General features: G+C 75.1%; 18 protein-coding genes and 1 pseudogene. 14 read left to right on the top strand and 5 right to left on the bottom strand.

Annotation, left to right across the window (positions count from 1 at the left end; translation table 11 throughout):
• The first annotated feature begins 45 nt into the window (after positions 1–45).
• Positions 46–5316, top strand: coding sequence for a non-ribosomal peptide synthetase/MFS transporter (locus ACPPVO_RS30840; RefSeq protein WP_426502044.1), 5271 nt, complete (start codon positions 46–48; stop codon positions 5314–5316).
• Between the two features lie 7 nt (positions 5317–5323).
• On the opposite strand, the gene ACPPVO_RS30835 is transcribed toward ACPPVO_RS30840, so the two are convergent.
• On the bottom strand, positions 5324–5728 hold the full coding sequence (locus ACPPVO_RS30835) for a RidA family protein (protein WP_426502043.1): 405 nt from the start codon (positions 5726–5728) through the stop codon (positions 5324–5326).
• A 30-nt stretch (positions 5729–5758) separates the two neighbouring features.
• On the opposite strand from ACPPVO_RS30835, the gene ACPPVO_RS30830 reads away from it, so the two are divergent.
• Positions 5759–6157: an NUDIX domain-containing protein gene (locus tag ACPPVO_RS30830; RefSeq protein ID WP_426502042.1), complete on the top strand. Its 399-nt coding sequence runs from the start codon at positions 5759–5761 to the stop codon at positions 6155–6157.
• 112 nt (positions 6158–6269) lie between these two features.
• Positions 6270–7073 carry an SGNH/GDSL hydrolase family protein gene (locus tag ACPPVO_RS30825; protein WP_426502041.1) on the top strand — a complete coding sequence of 268 codons (804 nt, stop codon included), beginning with the start codon at positions 6270–6272 and terminating at the stop codon, positions 7071–7073.
• On the opposite strand, the gene ACPPVO_RS30820 is transcribed toward ACPPVO_RS30825, so the two are convergent.
• From ACPPVO_RS30820 to ACPPVO_RS30810, 3 genes are read right to left on the bottom strand one after another with little or no spacing between them, the layout of a single operon-like run.
• On the bottom strand, positions 6997–8304 hold the full coding sequence (locus ACPPVO_RS30820; protein ID WP_426502039.1) for a cytochrome P450: 1308 nt from the start codon (positions 8302–8304) through the stop codon (positions 6997–6999). The two genes, ACPPVO_RS30825 and ACPPVO_RS30820, sit on opposite strands and share 77 nt — an antisense overlap.
• Positions 8301–9401 (bottom strand): AAA family ATPase, encoded by a 1101-nt coding sequence (locus tag ACPPVO_RS30815; RefSeq protein ID WP_426502038.1) that lies wholly within the window; start codon positions 9399–9401, stop codon positions 8301–8303. The genes ACPPVO_RS30820 and ACPPVO_RS30815 overlap by 4 nt, the downstream gene beginning before the upstream one ends.
• Positions 9402–9423: 22 nt before the next feature.
• Positions 9424–10020, bottom strand: a complete 597-nt coding sequence (locus ACPPVO_RS30810) for an NADPH-dependent FMN reductase (protein ID WP_426502037.1) — start codon at positions 10018–10020, stop codon at positions 9424–9426.
• Positions 10021–10218: 198 nt separating this feature from the next.
• Between ACPPVO_RS30810 and ACPPVO_RS30805 the strand changes: the two are divergent.
• The 5 genes and pseudogenes from ACPPVO_RS30805 to ACPPVO_RS30785 all read left to right on the top strand — a co-directional run.
• Positions 10219–10350 (top strand): annotated as a pseudogene (locus ACPPVO_RS30805) (S8 family serine peptidase); the annotation flags it as partial.
• Positions 10351–10430: 80 nt separating this feature from the next.
• A complete protein-coding gene (locus tag ACPPVO_RS30800) occupies positions 10431–10604 on the top strand; it encodes a hypothetical protein (RefSeq protein WP_426514932.1) in 174 nt (57 codons plus the stop codon).
• Positions 10605–10643: 39 nt separating this feature from the next.
• A complete protein-coding gene (locus ACPPVO_RS30795; RefSeq protein WP_426502036.1) occupies positions 10644–11645 on the top strand; it encodes a pyridoxal-phosphate dependent enzyme in 1002 nt (333 codons plus the stop codon).
• A 104-nt stretch (positions 11646–11749) separates the two neighbouring features.
• Positions 11750–12799, top strand: a complete 1050-nt coding sequence (locus tag ACPPVO_RS30790; RefSeq protein ID WP_426502035.1) for a sensor histidine kinase — start codon at positions 11750–11752, stop codon at positions 12797–12799.
• Positions 12796–13488, top strand: a complete 693-nt coding sequence (locus ACPPVO_RS30785; RefSeq protein ID WP_426502034.1) for a response regulator — start codon at positions 12796–12798, stop codon at positions 13486–13488. The genes ACPPVO_RS30790 and ACPPVO_RS30785 overlap by 4 nt, the downstream gene beginning before the upstream one ends.
• Here the strand turns inward: ACPPVO_RS30785 and ACPPVO_RS30780 are convergent.
• Positions 13415–14863, bottom strand: a complete 1449-nt coding sequence (locus ACPPVO_RS30780; protein ID WP_426502033.1) for a DUF2207 family protein — start codon at positions 14861–14863, stop codon at positions 13415–13417. The two genes, ACPPVO_RS30785 and ACPPVO_RS30780, sit on opposite strands and share 74 nt — an antisense overlap.
• A gap of 215 nt (positions 14864–15078) precedes the next feature.
• On the opposite strand from ACPPVO_RS30780, the gene ACPPVO_RS30775 reads away from it, so the two are divergent.
• The 6 genes from ACPPVO_RS30775 to ACPPVO_RS30750 all read left to right on the top strand — a co-directional run bounded on the left by ACPPVO_RS30775 (position 15079) and on the right by ACPPVO_RS30750 (position 20971).
• The gene (locus tag ACPPVO_RS30775) at positions 15079–16086 is read left to right on the top strand and encodes a hypothetical protein (protein ID WP_426502032.1); all 1008 of its coding nucleotides are present in this window, start codon (positions 15079–15081) and stop codon (positions 16084–16086) included.
• Positions 16083–18911 carry an ATP-binding protein gene (locus ACPPVO_RS30770; RefSeq protein WP_426502031.1) on the top strand — a complete coding sequence of 943 codons (2829 nt, stop codon included), beginning with the start codon at positions 16083–16085 and terminating at the stop codon, positions 18909–18911. The genes ACPPVO_RS30775 and ACPPVO_RS30770 overlap by 4 nt, the downstream gene beginning before the upstream one ends.
• The gene (locus ACPPVO_RS30765) at positions 18904–19641 is read left to right on the top strand and encodes a hypothetical protein (protein ID WP_426502030.1); all 738 of its coding nucleotides are present in this window, start codon (positions 18904–18906) and stop codon (positions 19639–19641) included. Before ACPPVO_RS30770 ends, ACPPVO_RS30765 begins: the two co-directional genes overlap by 8 nt.
• Positions 19638–20282 carry a pentapeptide repeat-containing protein gene (locus ACPPVO_RS30760; RefSeq protein WP_426502029.1) on the top strand — a complete coding sequence of 215 codons (645 nt, stop codon included), beginning with the start codon at positions 19638–19640 and terminating at the stop codon, positions 20280–20282. Before ACPPVO_RS30765 ends, ACPPVO_RS30760 begins: the two co-directional genes overlap by 4 nt.
• A gap of 25 nt (positions 20283–20307) precedes the next feature.
• Positions 20308–20610 carry a DUF1905 domain-containing protein gene (locus ACPPVO_RS30755; RefSeq protein WP_426502028.1) on the top strand — a complete coding sequence of 101 codons (303 nt, stop codon included), beginning with the start codon at positions 20308–20310 and terminating at the stop codon, positions 20608–20610.
• 73 nt (positions 20611–20683) lie between these two features.
• Entirely contained in the window at positions 20684–20971 is a 288-nt protein-coding gene (locus ACPPVO_RS30750; RefSeq protein ID WP_426502027.1) for a hypothetical protein, read from the top strand.
• The last annotated feature ends 23 nt before the right edge of the window (positions 20972–20994 follow it).

Below are 20994 nucleotides of genomic sequence, written 5' to 3'. Positions count from 1 at the left end.
GTTACCCCGCACGACGTCGCCGGATGTTCAGACTGAGGAGCCGTTGTGTCCACTGATGTCGAGCTCTCCGCCGCCCGCGCCGAGCTGCTGCGGCGCCGGCTGCAGGCCCGCCGCCCCGAGGCCGCCGCGCCCGCGGTGCCGCGCCGCGCCGACGACGTACACCCGCCGCTGTCCTTCGCCCAGGAGCGGCTGTGGTTCATGGACCAGCTCGCCCCCGGCACGAGCGCCTACACCGTCCCGATCACAGTCCGGCTCCGCGGCCCCCTCGACGCGCAGCGGCTGCAGGCGGCCCTGGACGCGGTCGTGGCGCGCCACGAGACCCTGCGCACCCGGTTCGTCACCGACGCCGACGGGCGGCCGGCGGCGGTCGTCGACGAGCGGGTGAGCGTGCCGCTGGAGACGCACGCCGAGCCCGGCGAGGCCGCGGTGCGCGCGATCGTCGCCGAGCACGGCGCCCGCCCGTTCGACCTCACCACCGGCCCGCTCGCCCGCGCCGCGCTCGTCCGGATCGCGGAGCGGGAGCACGTCCTCGCGGTCGTGCTGCACCACATCGGCTCCGACGGCTGGTCCATCGACGTGTTCCTGCGGGACCTGCTCAGCGCCTACGACGGCCACGACCTCGCGCCGCTGCCGGTGCGCTACGGCGACTACGCGGCCTGGCAGCGGGCCCGCTACGCCGGCGCCGTGCTCGAGCGCGACCTCGACTACTGGCACGGGCAGCTCGCCGGGGTGGCGCCGCTGGACCTGCCGACCGACCGGCCCCGCCCGCCCGAGCAGCGCTTCGAGGGGGCCGGGCACGTCCTGCGGTACGGCGAGCCGCTCGCCCGCGCCGTCGCCGAGCTCGGCCGCCGCTTCGGCGCCACCCCGTACATGACGCTGCTCGCCGCGTACCAGACGCTGCTGCTGCGGTACTCCCGCCAGGACGACTTCGCCGTCGGCTCCACCGTCGCCGGCCGCACCCTGCCCGAGCTCGAGGGCGTGGTCGGCCTCTTCGCCAACGTGCTCGCCCTGCGCGCCGACCTGTCCGGCGACCCGACCTTCGCCGAGCTCCTCGGGCGGGTCCGCGACCGGGTCCTGGACGCGTTCGACCACCAGGAGACGCCGTTCGACCGGCTCGTCACCCACCTGCGCATGCCCCGCGACGTGTCCCGCTCGCCGGTGTTCCAGGCGACGTTCACGATGCTCAACTACGCCCGCGGCGGCCTGCCCGACGCGGGCCTGGAGCTCGAGCCGTTCCCGATCGACGCCCGGCAGACCCGGTTCGACCTGGAGCTGTACCTGTTCGACCCGGACGCCGGCGGCCTGTCGGGCTTCTTCACGTACAACACCGATCTCTTCGAGCCCGCCACGATCGTGCGGATGGGCGGGCACCTCGAGGCCATCCTGCAGGCCGTCGTCGCCGATCCGGACCGGCGGATCGGCGCGATCCCGATGCTCGGCCCGGACGAGCGCGCGTTCGTCGTCGACGCGGCCAACGCGTCCACCGTGGACATCGGCCCCGCTAGGACCCTGCACGGGCTCGTCGAGGAGCAGGCGCGCCGGACCCCGGACGCGCCCGCCGTCGTGTTCGAGGGGCGTTCGATGTCGTACCGCGAGCTGGACGGCCGGGCCGACGCGCTCGCCGCCCGCCTGCGCGACGACGGGGCCGGCCCGGGCCGCATCGTGGGCGTGCACGCCGAGCGCGGCCCGCAGCTCGTCGTCGCCCTGCTCGCCGCGCTGAAGTCCGGCGCCGCCTACCTGCCGCTCGACCCGGACAACCCGCCCGAGCGCACCGCGTTCATGGTCAGCGACGCCGAGCCGGTCGCGGTACTGTCCACGGTGGACCTCGACGGGCCGCCGGGGACACCGCTGGAGCCGCTGGCCGGCCCGGACGACATCGCCTACGTCATCTACACCTCCGGCTCCACCGGCCGGCCCAAGGGCGTGCCGAACTCCCACCGGGCCATCCACAACCGGCTCGACTGGATGCAGCGCGCCTACGGCCTCGGCCCCGACGACTCGGTGCTGCAGAAGACCCCGATCGGCTTCGACGTCTCCGTCTGGGAGCTGTTCTGGCCCCTCATCGCCGGCGCCCGGCTGGTGCTGGCCCGGCCCGGCGGCCACCGCGACGCCGCCTACCTGCGCGACCTCATCGCCGCCGAGAACATCACGACCGTCCACTTCGTACCGTCGATGCTCGCCGTGTTCCTGGCCGAGGACGGGATCGAGGGCTGCACGGGCCTGCGCCGGGTCATCGCCAGCGGCGAGGCGCTCCCGGTCGACCTGGCCCGCACCGCGCTGGAGCGGCTCGGCTGCCCGGTCTACAACCTCTACGGGCCGACCGAGGCGGCGATCGACGTCAGCTGGTGGGAGTGCACGCCGGCCGCCCTCGCAGGGCGGGCGCGGGTGCCGATCGGCCGCCCGATCCAGAACATCCGGCTGTACGTGCTCGACCCGGCCGGCGAACCGGTGCCCGTCGGCGTGCCGGGGGAGCTGCACATCGCCGGCGTCGGGGTCGCGGCCGGGTACCTGAACCGGCCCGAGCTCACCGCCGAGCGCTTCAAGGACGCGCTGGGCGAGCGGGTGTACGCCACCGGCGATCTGGCCCTGCGCAACCCGGACGGTTCGCTGGAGTACCTCGGCCGCCTCGACGACCAGGTGAAGCTGCGCGGGATGCGGATCGAGCCGGGGGAGATCGCGGCCGTCCTGCGCGCGCAGGCCGGGGTGCGGGACGCGGCCGTGGTCGTGCGCGAGGACCGGCCCGGGGACCAGCGCCTGGTCGCGTACGTGGTCGGCGAGGGGCTCGGCGACCTGCGGGCCGCGCTCAAGCGGGTGCTGCCGGACGCGATGGTGCCGGCCGCGTACGTGACGCTGCCCGCGCTGCCGGTGACCGCCAACGGCAAGCTCGACCGGCGCGCCCTGCCCGCGCCCGTCGCGCCGGCGGCGGCGTCGTTCGCCGAGCCGGCCACCCCCACCGAGACCGCGATCGCCGGGGTGTGGGCCGCGGTCCTGGGCCTGCCCCGCGTCGGCGCCGGCGACGACTTCTTCGACCTCGGCGGCCACTCGCTGCTCGCCACCCAGGTCGTGGCGAAGCTGCGCAGCCTCCTGCCCGCGCCGGTCAGCGTGATGGACCTGTTCAAGCACCCGACCGTGCGCGGGCTGGCCGCGCTCGTCGACACCCCGGAGGACGAGCGGGGACCCAAGCGGCTGCTGTACGAGCTGACGAAGCCGGTGCCGCGGGCCGGGCGGGTGCTCACGCTCGTGTGCATGCCCTACGGCGGCGGCAGCGCGATCGTGTACCAGCCGCTCGCCGACGCGCTCCCGGCCGGCCACTCGCTCTTCGCGCTCGCCATCCCCGGCAACGACGTCGGCCTGGAGGAGCAGGGCGCCGCCTTCGACGCCCTCGTCGCCGACACCACCGCCGAGATCCTGGAGCGCGTCGAGGGCCCCGTCGCCGTCTACGGCCACTGCGGCGTCGGCGGCGCCCTCGCGGTCGCGGTCGCGGTCGCCCTGGAGGCGGCCGGCCGCGAGGTCGAGACGCTGTTCATCGGGGCCATCTTCCCGTTCGCCCGCCCCCAGGGCCGGTTCGCGAAGCTGCTCAGCCGGTTCGAGCGCCTGCGCAGCGACCGCATGTACGCCAACTGGCTCACCTCGGTCGGCATCGACCTCAGCGACCTCGGCCCGGACCAGGTCCGCGCGATGGTGCGGGGCATGCGCCGCGACAGCGAGGCGGCCGAGGAGTTCTTCACCGAGCTGTTCCGCCGCGGCACCACCCGGCTGCGGGCGCCGATCGTGTCGGTCGTCGGCGAGCGCGACGACGCGACCATGTACTACCAGGAACGCTACCGCGAGTGGCACTTCCTGAGCGGGACGACGGCGCTGTACGTGCTCGACGAGGCCGGCCACTACTTCCTCAAGTGGCGCGCGGCGGAGCTGGCGGCCATCCTGACCGCCCGCCGCCCGTTCGCCGCCGACCCCGCCGACCCCGCCGACCCCGCCGACCCCTCCTTGGCCGTCACCGGCACCTGGCGGCTGGCCGATGTCTCCGTCCGCGAACGGGTCGAGCCCGCGGCCGGGCCGGCGCCGAGCATGCGCCGCTTCACGGGCGTGGCCGCCAGCCAGTTGGTGTCGATGCTGGGCACGGCGATGACGGAGTTCGCGGTCCCGGTCTGGATCTTCCTGCACACGCACTCGCTGTTCGACCTGGCGCTGTTCTCCACGGTCGCGCTGGTGCCGGGCATGCTCGTGCTGCCGTTCGCGGGCACCCTCGTCGACCGGCACAGCCGCCGCGCGGTCATGCTCGCCGGCGACGGCGCCGCGCTGCTGATCCAGGGCGTCTTCCTGGCCCTGCTGCTCTCCGACACGCTCGCGATCTGGCACATCTACGTGCTGCTGTCGGGCCTGTCGGTGGCGCTGACCTTCCAGCGCCTGGCCTACAGCTCGGCGGTGCCGCAGCTGGTGCCGAAGCGGTACCTCGGCCACGCCAACGGCATGGTCCAGGTCGGCGCGGGCGTCGCGCAGTTCCTGGTGCCGGTCGTCGCGGTCGGCGTGATGGCCGCCATCGACCTGGACGGCATCCTCGCGCTGGACGTGATCAGCTACTCGGTCGCGCTGGTCGTGCTGGCACTGGTGAGGTTCCCGGCGCTGATGGGGTACCGCCGCCGCGAGCCGATCGCGCAGGAGATCCGCGGCGGGTTCCGCTTCGCCATGGGCACCCCCGGGTTCCGCTCCATGCTGCTGTTCTTCGCCGTCACGAACCTGTTCCTGGGCCCGTCGCTGATCCTCGTGCAGCCGCTCGTGCTGAGCATCGCCGACCTGCGGGCGGTGACCCAGGTCGCGGTGGCGGGCGGTGCGGGCGTCGTGACCGGCGGCCTGATCATGGCCTTCTGGGGCGGCCCGGCCCACCGGCGCATGCGCGGCGTCATGCTCTCGGCGCTGACGTTCGCCGCGTTCGCCACCCTGACCGGCGTGCACCGCTCGATCCCGCTCATCGCCGTCGGCGTCTTCGGCATGTTCGTGGCCCTGACGGTGATGAACGCCATCTACACCACGATCATCCAGGTGAAGATCCCGCCGCGGGCCCACGGCCGCGTCTTCGCCGTCAACACGGTCTTCGCGTTCGCGACGCTGCCGCCGGCCTTCCTGGTGATCGCCCCGGCGGTCTCGTCGGCGCTGGGCCTGGGCCCGAGCTACCTGCTCTTCGGCGGCGCGATGGCGGCGATCGTGCTGGCCGCGATGCGGTACCGCCCGCTGGCCCGCTTCGACGCCGAGGTACCCGACACCGAGCCGGAGGACCTGATCGGCCTGAACGAGCTCAACCGGCGCACCCCGAAGTGACGAGCGTCTAGTCCCGCAGCGCCGCGGTGAGGTCGACCTCGACGAGCTGCCCCCGGTAGCCGAGCGAGGCCACGCCCAGCAGCGTGCTCGCGGAGGTGAAGGCCGGCGCCAGGGCCGAGGCGTTGAGCTGCCGCCAGACCGCGGCCAGGACGGCGCTGTCCGCGCTGACGACGTAGACGACCGACCGGACCACGTCGCCCGGGGCCGCCCCGGCCGCGTCCAGCACCGCCAGGCAGTTGGCGATCACCTGGTCCGTTTGCGCCGCGTGGTCGCCGGGCGCGCCGACGACCTGGCCCGACAGGTCGAGCGGACACTGCCCGGCCAGGTGCGCGAGCCGACCGGCGTCCGAGATCGTCACGTGGCTGTAGCCGGCCGGCTTGTGCACGGCCGGCGGGTTGCGCTTCTCGATCACGCCTCATTGTCGCGGGTCTAGGGTCGCCGGGTGAGGATCGCCGACGAGGTTGCGATAGTTGTTCTGACCGACGGTGCCGGGCGGGTGCTGATGCAGCACCGCAGTCACGATGCGCATGTGGAGCCGGGCCGGTGGACGCCCCCGGGCGGGCGGCTCGAGTCCGGGGAGGACGCCGCGAGTGCCGCCCACCGCGAACTGTTCGAGGAGACGGGGTTGACCGCAGTCCTCGAGTTCGACCGGGTGGTGGACCAGGTCGGGGCCGACGGGGCGGTGGTCCGGTTCCATGTGTTCACCGGCCGCACCGACGCCCGTCAGGAAGATGTCGTGCTGGGCGAGGGACTGGCGATGCGGTTCCTCACGGCCGAGGAGATCGCCACGAAGGACCTCGTCAGCATGGCTCACAGGTTCTTCGGCCCGGTGGGACGATGATCAGATTGCGCCGATTGTGCGTTTGATCAACGGGCGCGAAACGATCTTCACTTCCTTAGTCATCGTTTGATATCAATCTCCCCGACCCACTCCTTCACCCCTGGAGTACGGCGTGCGGAGATTCCGTCTCGTTTCCCTCGTCCTCAGCGCGGCCACCGGTCTCGGTGTCGCGCTCGCCATCGCCGCGCCCGCCAGTGCGGCCGCCGCCGACCGGTACGTCGCCCTCGGTGACTCCTACGCCTCCGGCGTCGGGGCCGACAGCTACACCTCCGAGAGCGGCTCCTGCCAGCGCAGCACCAACGCCTACCCCGCCCTCTACAACACCGACGTCAAGCCCGCCGCCTACAAGTCGGTCGCCTGCTCCGGCGCCACCACCGCCGACGTGGTGAACGGGCAGCTGTCCGCGCTCACCACGAGCACCACCCTGGTGAGCGTCACCGTCGGCGGCAACGACGTCGGGTTCACCAGCATCATGACCACCTGCGTGCTGCAGGGCGAGGCCGACTGCGTCGCCGCGGTCTCGGCGGCCGAGGCCAAGGTGCGCAGCGACCTGCCCGGCAAGCTCGCCGGGGTCTACAACGGGATCAAGGCCAAGGCGCCCTCGGCGCGGGTCGTGGTCGTCGGGTACCCGGTGTTCTACCAGCTCGGCACGATCTGCGTGGGGCTGAGCGCCAACTCGCGGGCGAAGATCAACGAGGGCATCAACCTGCTCGACGACACCACGAAGTCGGCCGCCGCCGCGGCGGGGTTCACGTTCGCCGACGTGCGGTCCGCGTTCGTCGGGCACCAGCTGTGCAGCTACGGCGAGAAGTGGCTGCACGCGCTGAACTACGTCAACCTCACGGTGTCGTACCACCCGACGGCCGCGGGCCAGTCGGGCGGCTACTACCCGGTGTTCCGCTCGGCCGCCGGCTGAGCAGACGCTTCGGCGCGCGGATGATCGGGTCATGGTCCCGCCACGGCGGGTCGGGCTCGGCCAGCTCCAGCCGCGGGAAGGCGCCGAGCAGGGCCGTCAGCGCCGCGCGCGCGGTCAGGCGGCTCAGCTCGGCGCCGGGGCAGTAGTGCCGCCCCAGGCCGAACGACAGATGGGGGTTCGGCCGGCGGTACACGTCGAAGCGGTCCGGGTCCGCGAAGCGCGCCGGGTCCCGGTTCGCCGCGGCGGTCATCGCCACGAGCTCCGCGCCCGCGGGGATCGCCCGGCCCGCCAGCTCGGCGTCGCGGGTGGCGCGGCGCAGCACGCCGAGGACCGGCGGGGCGAACCGCGCGCCCTCCTCGACCGCGCCGGCGGCCGGGGCGGGCCACAGCCCCCGGCTCAGCAGCGCGTGCAGCGTGTTCACGATCAGGTTCTGGGTCGTCTCGACGCCGGCGAACAGCAGCATCACGCTGTGGGCGGGCACGTGCCCGTCCGCCGCGCCCCAGGCCGCTCGCAACGCCGACGGGATGGGGGCGTCGTCCGAGAAGGACCCCGGCGTGATCGAGGCGATCGCGTCCAGCCCGGCCCGGCGGGCGTCCGCGTCGCGGGCGTACGCGTCGGCGTGCTCCAGAATCCGGGCGCGGGCCAGGAACGCCTCCGTCGGCGGCCCCGGCGCGCACAGCAGCCCGGCGATGACCCGCGCGGCGAGCGGGTGCGCGAAGTCGGCGAGGGCGTCGAACCCCGCCCCGGGCAGCGGGTGCGCGGAGTCGGTAAGAGCGTCGGACCCGGCCCCGGGCGGTGGGTGTGCGGAGTCGGCGAGGGCGTCGGACCCGGCCCCGGGCGGTGGGTGTGCGGAGTCGGCGAGGGCGTCGGACCCGGTCCCCGGCGGTGGGTGTGCGGAGTCGGCGAGGGCGTCGGACCCGGCCCCGGGCAGCCGGGCGGCGAGGTCGCGGGCCAGCTCCGTGATCGGCCCGGCCAGCGGGGCGATCGCGTGCGGTGCGAGGGCGCGGGCCAGCGGCGCCCGCCGGGCCGTGTGCTCGGGCGGGTCGAGGAAGAACAGCCAGCGGGCCGACCATGCGCCGAAGTCGGCGAGCCGGGCGCGGTCGGCGGCGGGGACCGCGGGCGCGACCGCGGACGAGAACGTCGCCGGGTCCTGCAGCACCGCGACCACCTCGGCGTGGCCGGACACGATGAACCGGCGCAGCCGACCGTCCCAGGCGACCGGGTCCGTCATCGCCGGCGCGGCGCTATGAGCTCCCGCACCGCCTCGAGCGCCCGCGGGTAGCGCGCGTCGAAGTCGCCGTCGAGCACCGCGTACGGGCGGCCGAGCCGGATCAGCTCGCGCTCCACGGCGGCGTGGAACTCGCGCCGCTCGGCCGGGGCGTTGTGCCGGCTGTCGCCGTAGTACGGCACGTCGGGAGCGCACAGCAGGTACAGATCCTGGCTCTGCTGCTCGGCCGCCGCGACCAGCCACGCCGGGGCGGTGCCGAACAGCCGCTCGCTCCACAGCCGCGCCGAGAGCAGGTCGGTGTCGCAGAACACCGCGAGGCGGGACCGGCGGGCGAGCGCCTCCTGGGCGGCGAGCTGGCCGTGCGCGGCGAGGGCGAGGTCGGCCGGGCCGAAGTCCGGGCCGAGGGTGCGCAGGCGCTCCGGCACCCACACCGTGTCGAACTGCCGGGCGAGCTTCTTCGCGAGGGTCGTCTTGCCGGTGGACTCGGCCCCGATGAGGCAGACGCGGCGGGAGTACCAGGCCCGGACCGGCGGCGGCAGGTACTGCTCGTAGTCCCACGGCCCGTTGCGCACCGACGTGCCGGAGACCGGGACGGCGAGCCGGTCGACGCCGACGAACGTGGCCCCGAGCTTCGCGGCGAACCCGGGGCCCCACGGCTCGGCGCTGAAGAGATAATCCGGTTGTACCTCGGCCAGGATGCGCGGCACCCACTCGTCCTGCCCGCCGCCGATCGCCGTGACCGGCAGGCCCGGGAACAGCTCGGCCATCCAGCCGCTGCGCACCTCCCACGGGATCGGGTCGTCGTCGGCGATGCGCACGAACAGGTGCAGACGCTCGGCGTGGGCCCGGGCGAACTCGACGAGGTACCGGTGGCCCTCGTGCACGGGCAGGAACCGGCCGAGGACCACGCCGGTGCGCTCGCGCGGGCCCGGCTCCGGCCCGAACTGCTCCGGCGTGGCCCGCCGCTGTTCCCGGGCGAGCGCGGCGGCGGCGTCGAGCTCGGGCTCGCCGGGCACGGGCTCGGCGGCGGGCTCGTCGTCGTAGTAGACGAAGCTCCCGCCGTACCAGGCGATCGGCGGCGGGCTCGCGGCGACGGTCACCCCCGAAGGGTACGACGGCCCGTCATCCGGCGGGATAGGGCACCGCGGCCCGGGCGGTGTGCAGGGCGCCGGCCCACCAGGCGAGCTGGTCGAGCAGCGTCTTGGCGTAGCCCGCGGCCTCCGGGTCGAGCGGCTCGCCGTCGCGCCAGGTGTGGAAGTACGCCGGGAACGCCAGCCCGTCGCGGATCGTCACCGCGTGCAGCTCGGTGAGCACGTTCTCCAGGTGCAGCACCGCGTGCCGCCCGCCGGCCGCCCCGCCGTAGCTGACGAACGCGACCGGCTTCGCCGTCCACTGCGTGAAGTGCCAGTCGATCGCCGCCTTCAGCGCAGCCGGGTAGCTGTGGTTGTACTCCGGCGTCACGACCACGAACGCGTCGGCGCGCTCGAGCGCGGCGGTCAGCGGGGCCATCCCGGCCGGGCGCGGGTACTGCTCGCCCGCGAACTTCGGCGGCACCGAGGGCAGCTCCAGCGGCAGCTCGACGCCGGCGAGATCGGCGACCTCGACCGCGAACGCGCCGTGCGTGCGGGCCTGCGCCGCGACCCACTCGGCGACCGTGGGCCCGAAGCGCCCTTCCCGGACGCTGCCGACGATGATCAGGAGTCTGTGCGTGTTGGTCATGCCACTACCGTCGCGCGCCTGAGGATCCCCAACCAGACCGCGGTGAGAGTGGTACCGCCACTGCCCCGCTATCGTCACGCGTAGTACAGCCTGCCGTACACCTGCAGCTACTCGCCGAGCGACAACGTCGATGCGATCGTCGTGAGCTCCTCGACGTAATACAACGACCCCGACTTCTGGGCCGGCTGGGGCCCGTGCGTGGACCTGTACGCGCCCGGCCGCGAGATCCCGGGCCCGTGGATCGGCTCGAACCAGGCGCTGGCGCCGCTGGCGGGGCAGGACGGCACCTCGTTCGCGGCCGCCCACGTCGCCGGCGCGGCCGCGCTGATCCTGCAGGACCACCAGGGCTACACCCCGGCGCAGGTGCGCAACGCGCTGGTGCAGGGCTCCGCGGTCAACCTGCTGCGCAGATGGTCGTCGACCCGATCGTCATCGCGGCCGAGATCGTGCCCGCGCTGCAGACCGTCGTCGCCCGCAGCGTCGACCCGGCCGAGCCCGCGGTGGTCTCCTGCACCGACGCCTCTGGGGCGACCTGCCCGAGGCCGACCTGGCGGCGGCCGGCCGCGTGCTCGACACGGTCCTGAACCGGGCGACCGGGCTGCTGCCGGCGGCATAATCGGCTGGTGCAGAACCCCTTCCGCGACACCGCGTGGGCGTGCCGGCCGGCGCCCGCCGCGGTGACGGACTTCCACCGGAGCCTGCCCGGCTACGCGCCGACCCGCCTGGCCGCCCTGCCCGCCCTGGCGCGCGCCGCCGGGATTTCGCGGCTGTACGCCAAGCAGGAGTCCAATCGCCTCGGCCTGCCCGCGTTCAAGGCCCTCGGCGCGTCCTGGGCCATCCACCGGGCGCTGCACGAGCACCGGCCCGCCGGCCCGGTCACGATCGTCACCGCGACCGACGGCAACCACGGCCGCGCCGTCGCCCACTTCGCCCGCGCCTTCGGCCACCGCGCGACGATCTACGTCCCCGACGGCGTGTCCGCGTTCGCGGTCGAGGCCATCCGCGGCGAGGGCGGCGAGGTCGTGCACGTCCCGGGCGACTACGACACCGCGGTCCGGGCCGCGGCGGAGGCTCCCGGCGGGCTGCTGGTGCAGGACACGGCCTGGGCCGGGTACGAGGAGATCCCGGCCTGGATCGTCGACGGCTACTCGACCCTCTTCGCCGAGATCGACGAGCAGCTGGACGGCGAGCCGGACCTGGTCCTCGTGCCCACGGGCGTCGGCTCCCTGCTGCAGGCGGCGCTGACGCACTACCGCAGCCGCCCCGGCGCGGTGCGGGTCGTGAGCGTCGAGCCGGCCACGGCCGCGTGCGTCCGGGCGAGCGTCGCCGCCGGCCGGCCGGTCACCGTGGCCACCGCGACGACGAACATGGCCGGCCTGAACTGCGGCACCGTGTCGGCGCTGGCCTGGCCGTACATCCGCGCCGGCCTCGACGCGTGCGTGACCGTGGACGACGGGGCCGCGGCCGCGGCCGGGCGGGAGCTGGCGGCGCACGGCGTCGACGCGGGCCCGTGCGGCGCGGCCCCGCTGGCCGCCCTCGACGTCCTGCGGGCCGGGGCGCTGCTGCCGCCGGACGCCACCGTGGTGCTGCTCGTGACCGAGGGGTCCGCCGCGGCCGGGGCGTAGTACCGCGGGCGTAGCCGGGAACGGCCGACATACGCTCACGGATGTAGGCGCGGACGGGACCGGGGTGGGCTTCCAGAACGCGCCCGTGCTCATAGCATCGGTGCGTGGAGGCGTCGCGGTGGGATCGGGGGCTGCCGCTGCGGGTCGCGGCGGTGCAGCTCGTCGCCGTCTACGTGGCCACGCAGCGGGATTCACCGCGGCGCCCGCTCGACCTCGTCGCCGTCGCGCTGCTGCTGGCCGGGCCGGCGCTGCTGACCGGGCGGCACCGGGCGCCGGTCCTGACCCTGGCCGCGAGCTTCGCCCCGCCCGCGCTGTACTTCGCGCTCGGCTACCGCTACGCGCCCTGCATGATCGCGCTCGGCGCGGCGATGGTGTCCGCGGTGCGCCACGAGCGCCGCGCCGCCGCGTGGGTCACGACCGGGGCCGGGCTCGCCGGGTACGTCCTGCTCGGCCGCCTGCTCGACCGGGCGGACGGGCCCGGCCCGGTCGCCGTGACCGCGATCGCCGCCGTGCTCGCGCTCGTGCTCACCGCCGGCGAGGTGGCGCGCGTGCGCGGCCAGCGCACCCGGGAGCAGCGCCGGGCCCGGATCGCCGAGGAGCGCCTGCGCACCGCCCGCGACCTGCACGACGTGCTCGGGCACCAGGTCTCCCTCGTGACCGTGCACGCCAACCTCGCGCTGCGCATCCTCGACCGCGAGCCCGGCCCCGGCGACCTCGAGCGCGTCCGCGCGTCCCTCGCCGCCATCAAGGACGTCAGCCGCGCCACGAAGGCCGACCTGGGCGCGATCCTCACGACGCTGCGGGCCGGCCCCGGCGGCGAGCGGCGCCCACCGGCCGGGCTCGACCGCCTCGACGAGCTCCGCGCCCAGTCGGCCGCGGCCGGGCTGGCGGTCGACGCGGTCACGACCGGCGAGCCCCGGCCGCTGCCGAGCGCGGTGGACCTGGCCGCGTACCGGATCGTGCAGGAGGCCGTCACGAACGTGCGCCGGCACTCGGCGGCCGGGTCGGCGACCGTCCGGCTCGGCTACGGCCGCGACGCCCTGGACATCGAGGTGACCGAGGGGCACGGCCTGGCCGGGATGCGGGAGCGGGCCCGGTCCGTCGGGGGCTGGGTGCGGGTCAGTGCGTGGCTGCCCTACGGGGAGGCGCCGTGATCCGCGTCGTGCTCGCCGACGACCAGGCCATGATGCGCGCCGGGCTGCGGGCGCTGCTGGAGGAGAGCGACGACATCCGCGTCGTCGGGGAGGCCGCGGACGGGCACGAGGCCGTGCGGCGTACCGCGGAGCTGCGGCCCGAGGTCGTCGTCATGGACGTGCGCATGCCGGCCCTGGACGGCATCGAGGCGACCCGGGCGATCCGCGCCGACGCCCGCATCGCCGGCGTGGGCATCCTCATCGTCACCACGTTCGAGCTCGACGAGTACATCTTCGCCGCCCTCCGCGCCGGGGCCGGCGGGTTCGTCGTCAAGGACAACGAGCCCGACGACCTCCTGCGCGCGGTGCGGGCGGTGGCCGCGGGCGCCTCGATGCTCGCGCCGAGCGTCACCGGCCGGGTCGTGCGCGAGTTCGCCGCCCACGCCCGGGACCGGCCGCCGTCCGGGACGCTGGACCGGCTCACCGAGCGCGAGCGCGAGGTGATGGCGCTGGCCGCGCAGGGCCTGACCAACCACCAGATCGCCGGGCGGCTGTACCTCAGCGTCGCCACGGTGAAGACCCACCTGTCGCGGCTGATGGCGAAGCTCGGCGCCCGCGACCGCTCGCACGTGGTCGTCATCGCCTACGAGACGGGCCTGGTCCGGCCGGGCTGGACTTCGCGTGGCGCAGCTCGCGGACGTACCGGCTGAAGCGCTGGCCGACGAGGTGCACGCGGTCGCCGGGCGCGTAGTCGAGGTGGCGCACGGCGGCCAGCTGGCCCTGGAAGTCGCCGGCCGCGCCGCTCGGCCCCCGGCGGTCCCGGCCGCCGGCCAGGGCCCGGTGCACCAGCCACGGCGTGAGCCGGTCGGCGGTGCCGTCGTCGACCACGAAGGAGTAGGACGCGGGCAGGTCGGCCACGCCCATGGAGTCGACCGGGACCTGGCTGTTGAGCGTCACGTCGAGCACCGTCCCGGTGAGGCGGACCGGGCGCAGCAGCTCGTAGGCCGAGCGCGCGATGCGGAACAGATGCCGGAGCACCTGGAACCCGGCCAGCGCCAGCACGACCGTGCGGGGCGCGAGGGCGTCGACGCGCAGCGCCAGCACGGCCACCAGGGACCACACCGGCAGCGACAGGGCCGACCAGATCAGCCGCGCGCGGGCGTCGACGCGGCCCAGCGGCTCCAGCAGCCGGCTGGGGCGCCGGTAACGCACCCGCACGAGCCGGCCGGTGCCGGTGACGTCGGACCACAGCTCGTCGTCGCGCCCGACGGTCTCGAAGTCCAGCACGTCGGCCGCGTGCCGGAACACGCCGAGGGCGACACCGTAGGCCAGGTACCGGTCCCAGACCGCGACCGCCTCGGGCGGCAGGTCGCGCAGGCTCTCGTGGGCGCGCAGCCAGGCCGCGACCCCCAGCCAGTGCGCGGCCACCGCGCGGCCCTGGGCGGTGATGCGGTCGCGCTCGTCGACGACCACCGTCTCGAGCAGGAACAGCGGCAGCCACGCGAAGGCGGCCAGGCACGCCCACGCCGGCAGCCATGAGCCGGCCGGCATCAGCGGGACGACCGCCAGCGCGAGCAGCGCGCCCGCGACCACGGCGGCGATCGGCATGAACCGCTCCGACCGGCTGACCAACCCGAGCCGGCGGGCCTCGAAGCGCGCCTCCCGGGCCAGCCACCCGAGCCACCGCCGGCCCCCCGAGGCGTGCCGTTCCAGGAGCAGCTCCACCGGTACCGACTGATCGCCCGCCACCCGCGCCACCCGCTCGTACACGCGCCGCTCGTGCGGGGCGAGCCCGTCCGGCCGCGGCCCGCGGATTCGCACCCGCACCGTGTCGCCGGCCGCGAAGAGCTCCAGCGCCCGCCGGGCCGCCAGGTCGACCAGGGTCGCGCTCGCCCCGTGCGTCGGCTGGAGCCGGTTCACCAGCAGGTTGACCACGGCCGGCGGCTCGTCGCGCAGCTCCGGCGTCGGGGGCCCGGGCACGATTGCCCGCGGCCGCGAGCGGAGCGCGGTCACGAGACGCACGAAACCCAGATAGCCGGCCACGACGAGCACCGCGTATCCGAGCGACACGAGCAGCGGAGGCATCGGCGAACAGCGTAGGCCCGCCCGGCAACCCTGCTCACGGATTCGGTCCGGCGAACGGACCGGGGGCGGCGCCGACCGGTTGAGCCGGCGGCACCGAACGGGGCGAAGGTCGCCGGATTCCGTGTGCCGGACTTGTGACGGTGCCCCCGGCTTTCATAGATTGACGGCAAGACCGCGCGACCTACGAGCGTCACGCCGAAACCACCGGGAGTTCGATGAGTACGCAGGGCTGGGGCGGCGCGGGCGGCGAACCCTGGGAGCAGGCGATGCACAACGTGCAGGCCGCCTACCGCAACGCGCGCGTCACGTACGCCGAGCCCGACGAGTTCGCCGACGACAGCGTCACCTGGAAGCAGCTGCGGCCGCACACCGTCCGCGCCGCGAACGTGGCCCTGGTGCTGTCGCTCGTCACGTTCGTCATCGTGTGCTGCACCTGCGGCCTGTTCGCGAACATCGGCTCCAACGCCCAGGACGTGGACACGCTGACCGCGGTCGGCGGCGCCTCCTTCGTGGTGCCGGCCATCGTCATCGCGCTGGCGTTCATCGCCTGGATCGTGTCGCTGTTCTTCCCGATCAAGGAGCCGATCGCCGAGTACGCGCTGCTGGTGGAGAACCGGGCCGCGGCCGCGCCGGCGGTGTACGGGTACATGCTGCAGTCCGCGGCCCAGCGCGCGCTGCCGTTCCCGATGGCGCCGGTGCGCATCGCCGGGCAGTACCTCATGTCGTTCGGCGACACCCGGCTGCAGTCGCTCGTCGCCGTGCAGACCTACGGCACCGACCTGTACTTCGGCTGGACCATGTGGCGCTCGCGCTCGACGATCATCCTGATCGGGCACGCGCTGCGCGACGGGTTCCGCGCCATGGCCGGCGGTGCCTCGTACCGCTCCGCCATCAACGGCGGCCGCATCCGGGCGCTGCGCGAGATCACGCACAGCATCACCCGCCTCGGCGTGCAGTCGGCGATCGCCGGGCTCGCCGCGACCGAGGAGACCAACCGGCTCGTCGCGACCACGCCCGAGGCCCCGATGCCGCCCGGCAGCCAGATCGCGCCGCCCGCCATCGCCCCGGCCATGGTCGTCCCGACGCATCAGCCGCCGGTGACCGGCGGCTGGCCCCAGGTGCAGCCGGGCTACCCGACGAGCGCCCCGCCCAGCAGCGCGCCGCCCGCCTCCGGCCCGCCGGCGTCCGGCCCGCCGTACTACGGAACCCAGCCGCCGCAGTGACCGGAGCGCTCGTCCCCGCGCCGTACCTGCTCAACGGGCCCGGCCGGGTCTGGGGCTGGGTCGCGCTGCGGGTCACCGCGGCCGTCGACCTCGCGCGCCGCTCGGAGTACGCCCGTCTGGACGTCTCCGAGCGGCTCGCTCGTGCCGTCGGTGAGCAGGCCGCCTACCTCGGGCAGTTCCTCGCGCTGCCGGAGACCGAGTCCGTCGCCCTGCGCCTGCTGCACCTCGAGCCCGGGCGCATCGAGGTGTACCTGCTGGGCCGGGTCGAGCAGCCGAACGCCGACCGGGCCCTCGCCGCCGCCCGCTCGCTCGCGGCCACCCTCGCGAACGTGCCCGAGCACGTGCGGGCCGAGCCGTTGTTCGAGGCCGAACGGGTCCGCGAGGTGCTCTCGCCCTTCGTGCCCGCGCCCGGCGGCCTCGCCCAGGTGCACAAGCGCATCCGGCTGGCCCGGCCCGAGCGCGTCGACGCCGGCGTGCCCGCGTACATCGCCGTCGAGCCCTTCGGCCGCCAGCCGCACGGGTGGGAGAGCCTGCTCGAGGCCGTGCGGCTGCACCCGTCGCCGCTCGCCCTGTCGGTGGAGCTGACCGCCGGGGCGGTGCCGCAGGCGCTGCGGCGGCTGCTGGAGACGGAGACGACGCGGTACCGCCGCCTCGCCCAGCCCAACGAGATCCCGGCCGACGTCGGCGGCCAGATCCGCATGCCGGCCGACGGCGGCGCGGTCGTCATCGAGCCCTACTACCTCGACGCGCTGCGGCGCTACGACGGGCGCGCCTTCCGCTTCGCGGTCACCATCGCCAGCCCCGAGCCGCTGCCGGAGACCCTCGCCGGGCACGTCGCCGCGACCCTGAGCCCCGCGCCCAAGGCCCAGCCGGATCGCGACGACCCGCAGACCGTCCTCAGTGGACACACGGTGGCCCGCCCGGCGGGCCCGGCCGAGCACGACGCGCTCGTGCGCGCCTTCACCACCCTGCAGCCGTTCGAGTGGGGCGGCGGGGAGCTCGACGCCGTGCTGCGGGCCGAGTCCGCGCCCGGCCGCGCCTCGGCCCGCGACGCGCTGCGCCAGCTGCGGCTGCTCGTCGACCGCGACGAGGCCGCGAGCCTCTTCCGGCTCCCGCTCGCGCTCGAGGGGCACACCCCCGGCATCCCGGTCGTCGCGCCCCGCGACCCCGTCCGGGTCGTCAACGCCCCGAGCGGCCCGGCGCTGCTGCTCGGCCGCCAGCCCGGCGCGAGCACCGGGGGCGAGGTCGGGCTCGCGGTCGAGGACCTGCCGCGGCACGGCTTCATCGTCGGCACGCCCGGGTCGGGCAAGACGAACACCGCGCTGCACCTGTGCCGGCAGCTGCGCGGCCACGGCGTGCCGTTCGCCGTCATCGAGCCGGTGAACTCGGCCCTGGACGACTACCGCTGGCTGGCCACCCTCGAGGACTTCGACGACCTGCTCGTGTTCACCGTCGGCGACGACGAGGTGGCGCCGCTGCGGCTCAACCCGTTCCAGGTCCCCGACGGCGCGACCGTGAACTCCCACGTGTCAAACCTGCTCGCCTGCTTCGAGGCCGCGTTCGGGCTCTGGGACCCGCTGCCGTTCCTGTACCGCCGCGGGCTCGTGGAGACGTACCGGCGCCGCGGTTTCCACGCCACGCACCGCGCCCGGCCGGCCGACGGCGAGCGGTGGCCGGTGCTGCCCGAGTTCGCCGGGGTCCTCGCGGAGGTCGTGGAGCAGCTCGGGTACGCCGGCGAGACCCACGCGAACATCGACGCCGCGGCCCGCCTGCGCGCCGAGGCGCTCGTCGAGGGCGCCTGCGGCACGACGCTGAACTGCCGCCGCTCGTACGACATCGGCACCCTCATGCGCCGCCCGGTCGTCTTCGAGCTCGCCGGTGTCGGCGACAATGCCAAGGAGCAGTCGCTCATCACGCTGCTGATCGTCACCGCGATGCGCGGCTGGTACCGCCAGCACCGCCGCTCCTCGGACACCCCGCACGTGGTACTGCTGGAGGAGGCGCACCGCGTCTTCCCGCGCGCGACGCCCCAGAACGGCGCCGGCGACCAGAAGGAGGGCAACGCCCAGGCCCTCGCGGCCGAGCGCATCGCCCAGGGGCTGGCCGAGGACCGCAAGTACCGCCAGTCGTACCTGCTCATCGACCAGCAGGTGGGCAAGGTCGCCGAGGACGCGTACAAGATCACGAACCTGAAGATCATGCACCGGACCTCCGCCGAGGAGGACCGCGAGCTGCTCGGCTCGACCATGGGCATGCACGAGGACCAGATCGAGTCGGCCGCCGCCCTGCGCCCGTTCGAGGCGATCGTGTCGCACAACGCGCTCGACCAGGCGGTGCTGGTGGCGGTACCGGACGTGCGCGCCCAGGACGCGGCGCACCGGGGCCTGCCGGAGGCGCCGCTCGCCGACGACGTCATGGTGAACGCCCGGTTCGAGGCCTGGCGGGCGGCGGAGCCGACCGTCGACGACGCGCTCGCGCCCTACGCGGAGTGCGTCGAGTGCCGGCACCGCTGCACCTTCCGCCCGCGGGCCGAGGCGGTGCTCGGCGGGGCCGAGGGCAAGGACGCCGCGGGCCGGCTGCTCGGGTCGATGGGGACGTCGGCGTGGTTCGGCTCGATCTCCTCGCGCCTCGACGACCTCGGCGGGAACCCGCCGCCGCCCCCGTCCGGCGCCGACCCGGCGGCCTGGCGGCAGGACTACCGTGTGTGCGTGTTCGTACACGCGTTCCGGAGGCGGTACCCGCCCGCGGTGTGGACCGACAACGACCGGCGATCCTCGGTGAACTGGGCCCGGGACGTACGCAAGGCGGTGGACGGCGGTGAGTGACCGGTTCGGCGACCTGACGCCCCTGCAGCCGGAGTCCGGGGCGGGCGCGGCGGGCGGTGACACCGTGCCGGCGCGGGGGATCGACTCGTTGCCGCAGTCGCCGCTGGAGGGTACGGCGGGGCTTGGGGAGGCGCCGGGCATGGGCGGCGGCCGCGACACGGTGCCGTTCCGGGGCGACTCGACCCCGCTGCCGGACGCCCCGGACTCGTCGGTTCCCGGTTTGGGGGATGCGGCGCCTGGTCCTGGGGATTCGGCCGTTCCCGGTTCGGGGGACGCGGCGCCCGGTCTTGGGGATTCAGCCGTTCCGGGGTTGGGGGATGCGGCGCCTTCGCTCGGCGACGCGGCGCCCGCCATGGCCGCGCTCGACGGTGGCGCGGGGCAGACGCTGGCCGAGGCCGTCCACGCGGTCGAGGGCGCCACGGAACTGGACGGAGCCGGCCCGGGCCTGGAGCGCGACCTCGGCGAGTTCGTGGACGGCGCCGGCCAGGGCTGGGACATCCAGTCCCCGGCGGACATCTTCGGCTCGGGCCCCGACGCGGGCGAGCGGATGCCGGACGACCAGCCGGGCCGCTACGACGGCGACGTCTTCGAGAACCAGCTGGACGGCGCCCTGGCGAAGGGCCTGAACGTCGTGGTCGACACCAGCGGCCTGTCGAAGGACGCGAACGCCGACGCCCGCCGCCGCGCGGACGAGCGCCCGGACTGGGCGGGCCGGGTCCGGTTCGAATGACGACGTACGGCCGAACTCCCGTAGCGTGGCCCACCGACGCACGCACGCGGGCCGACCTGGAGCGCCACCTGTCCGCGCCCGGCCGGTTCGGCGGCGCCAACGCGGACCTGCGCGGCGCCGACCTCACCGGCCTCGGCCTCGGCGGCGCGGACCTCACCGGCGCCACCCTGACCGGCGTCCGCCTGGTCCGCGCCGACCTCGGCCGCGCCCGCCTCTCCGGCGCCGACCTGACCGCCGCCAACCTCTCCGGCGCCGACCTGACCCGAGCCCGGGCCGACCGCGTCAACGCCCCGGGGGCCGCCTTCCGCGCCGCGAACCTCTTCGCGGCCGACCTGGTCGCCGCCGTCCTCACGGGCGCCGACCTGCGCGACGCCCTGCTCAACTCGGCCACGCTCATCGGCACCGACCTGCGCGGCGCGGACCTGCGCGGCGCCTCGCTGCGCCACTGCGTGCTCGGCACCGCCCGTACCCCGCTGCGCCTGTCCGGCGCCCGCCTCGACGGCGCCGCACTGACCGGCGCCACGGGCTGCGTGACGGGCGCCGCGGCGATCGGCGCCGAGGTCCTGTCCGGCCCGGCCCTGGCCGCGTGGCTGGCCGCACGGTCCGCCCAGGTCGACGTGGCCCGGGGGGCACTCTTCTGACGGCTCGGTGTGTGATGCTGGGCGCGTGATCGTCGAGTTCGAGGCCGAGCTCTGGGAGTGGGACGCCCGCCCCGGGGAGTCCTGGGTGTTCGTCAGCCTCCCGCCGGAGCCGTCGGAGGAGATCCACGAGCTGACCGCCGGCACGCGGCGCGGCTTCGGCTCCGTGCGCGTCCGCGCGCAGATCGGCACCACGGCGTGGAGGACCTCGATCTTCCCGGGCAGCGACGGCGCGTACGTGCTGCCGCTGAAGAAAGCCGTCCGCACCGCCCGGCGCCTGAGCATCGGCGACCGCGCGACCGTGACGATCGAGCTGGTCGACACGCCGTAAGCGCTTGAATGTGAGCAAGTCTCGCGGCACCCTGGACCGGTTCGCCGATCATGATCGACCAGGGAGTGCCGCCGTGGACCCGGAGTTCCGCCGCGATCCGTGGCGTGAGGTCCGCCGGGCCCCGGCCTGGCTGTCGCTCGCCACGACGTGGATCGCCCTGCTGGCCGGCGCCGCCCACCTGTTCCACGCCTCGGGCCGGGTGGTCTGGGTCGCCGGCTCGGCGGTGCTGGTCGCCGCGTGCGTCTACGGCGTCCGGCTGCTGCGGGCCCGGGACCGCGAACGCCAGGCCGCCCTCGCCCGGCGGACGATGGCGCTGTGGGCCGTGGGCCTCCTGGCGGTGGTCGTGGCCGCCAGGCTGTGACCGCTCGGCGGTGGGCCGGCGGC

The organism is Dactylosporangium sp. McL0621, assembly GCF_049995355.1.
Lineage (GTDB): Bacteria > Actinomycetota > Actinomycetes > Mycobacteriales > Micromonosporaceae > Dactylosporangium.
This window is presented reverse-complemented; position numbering and strand designations above follow the sequence as displayed.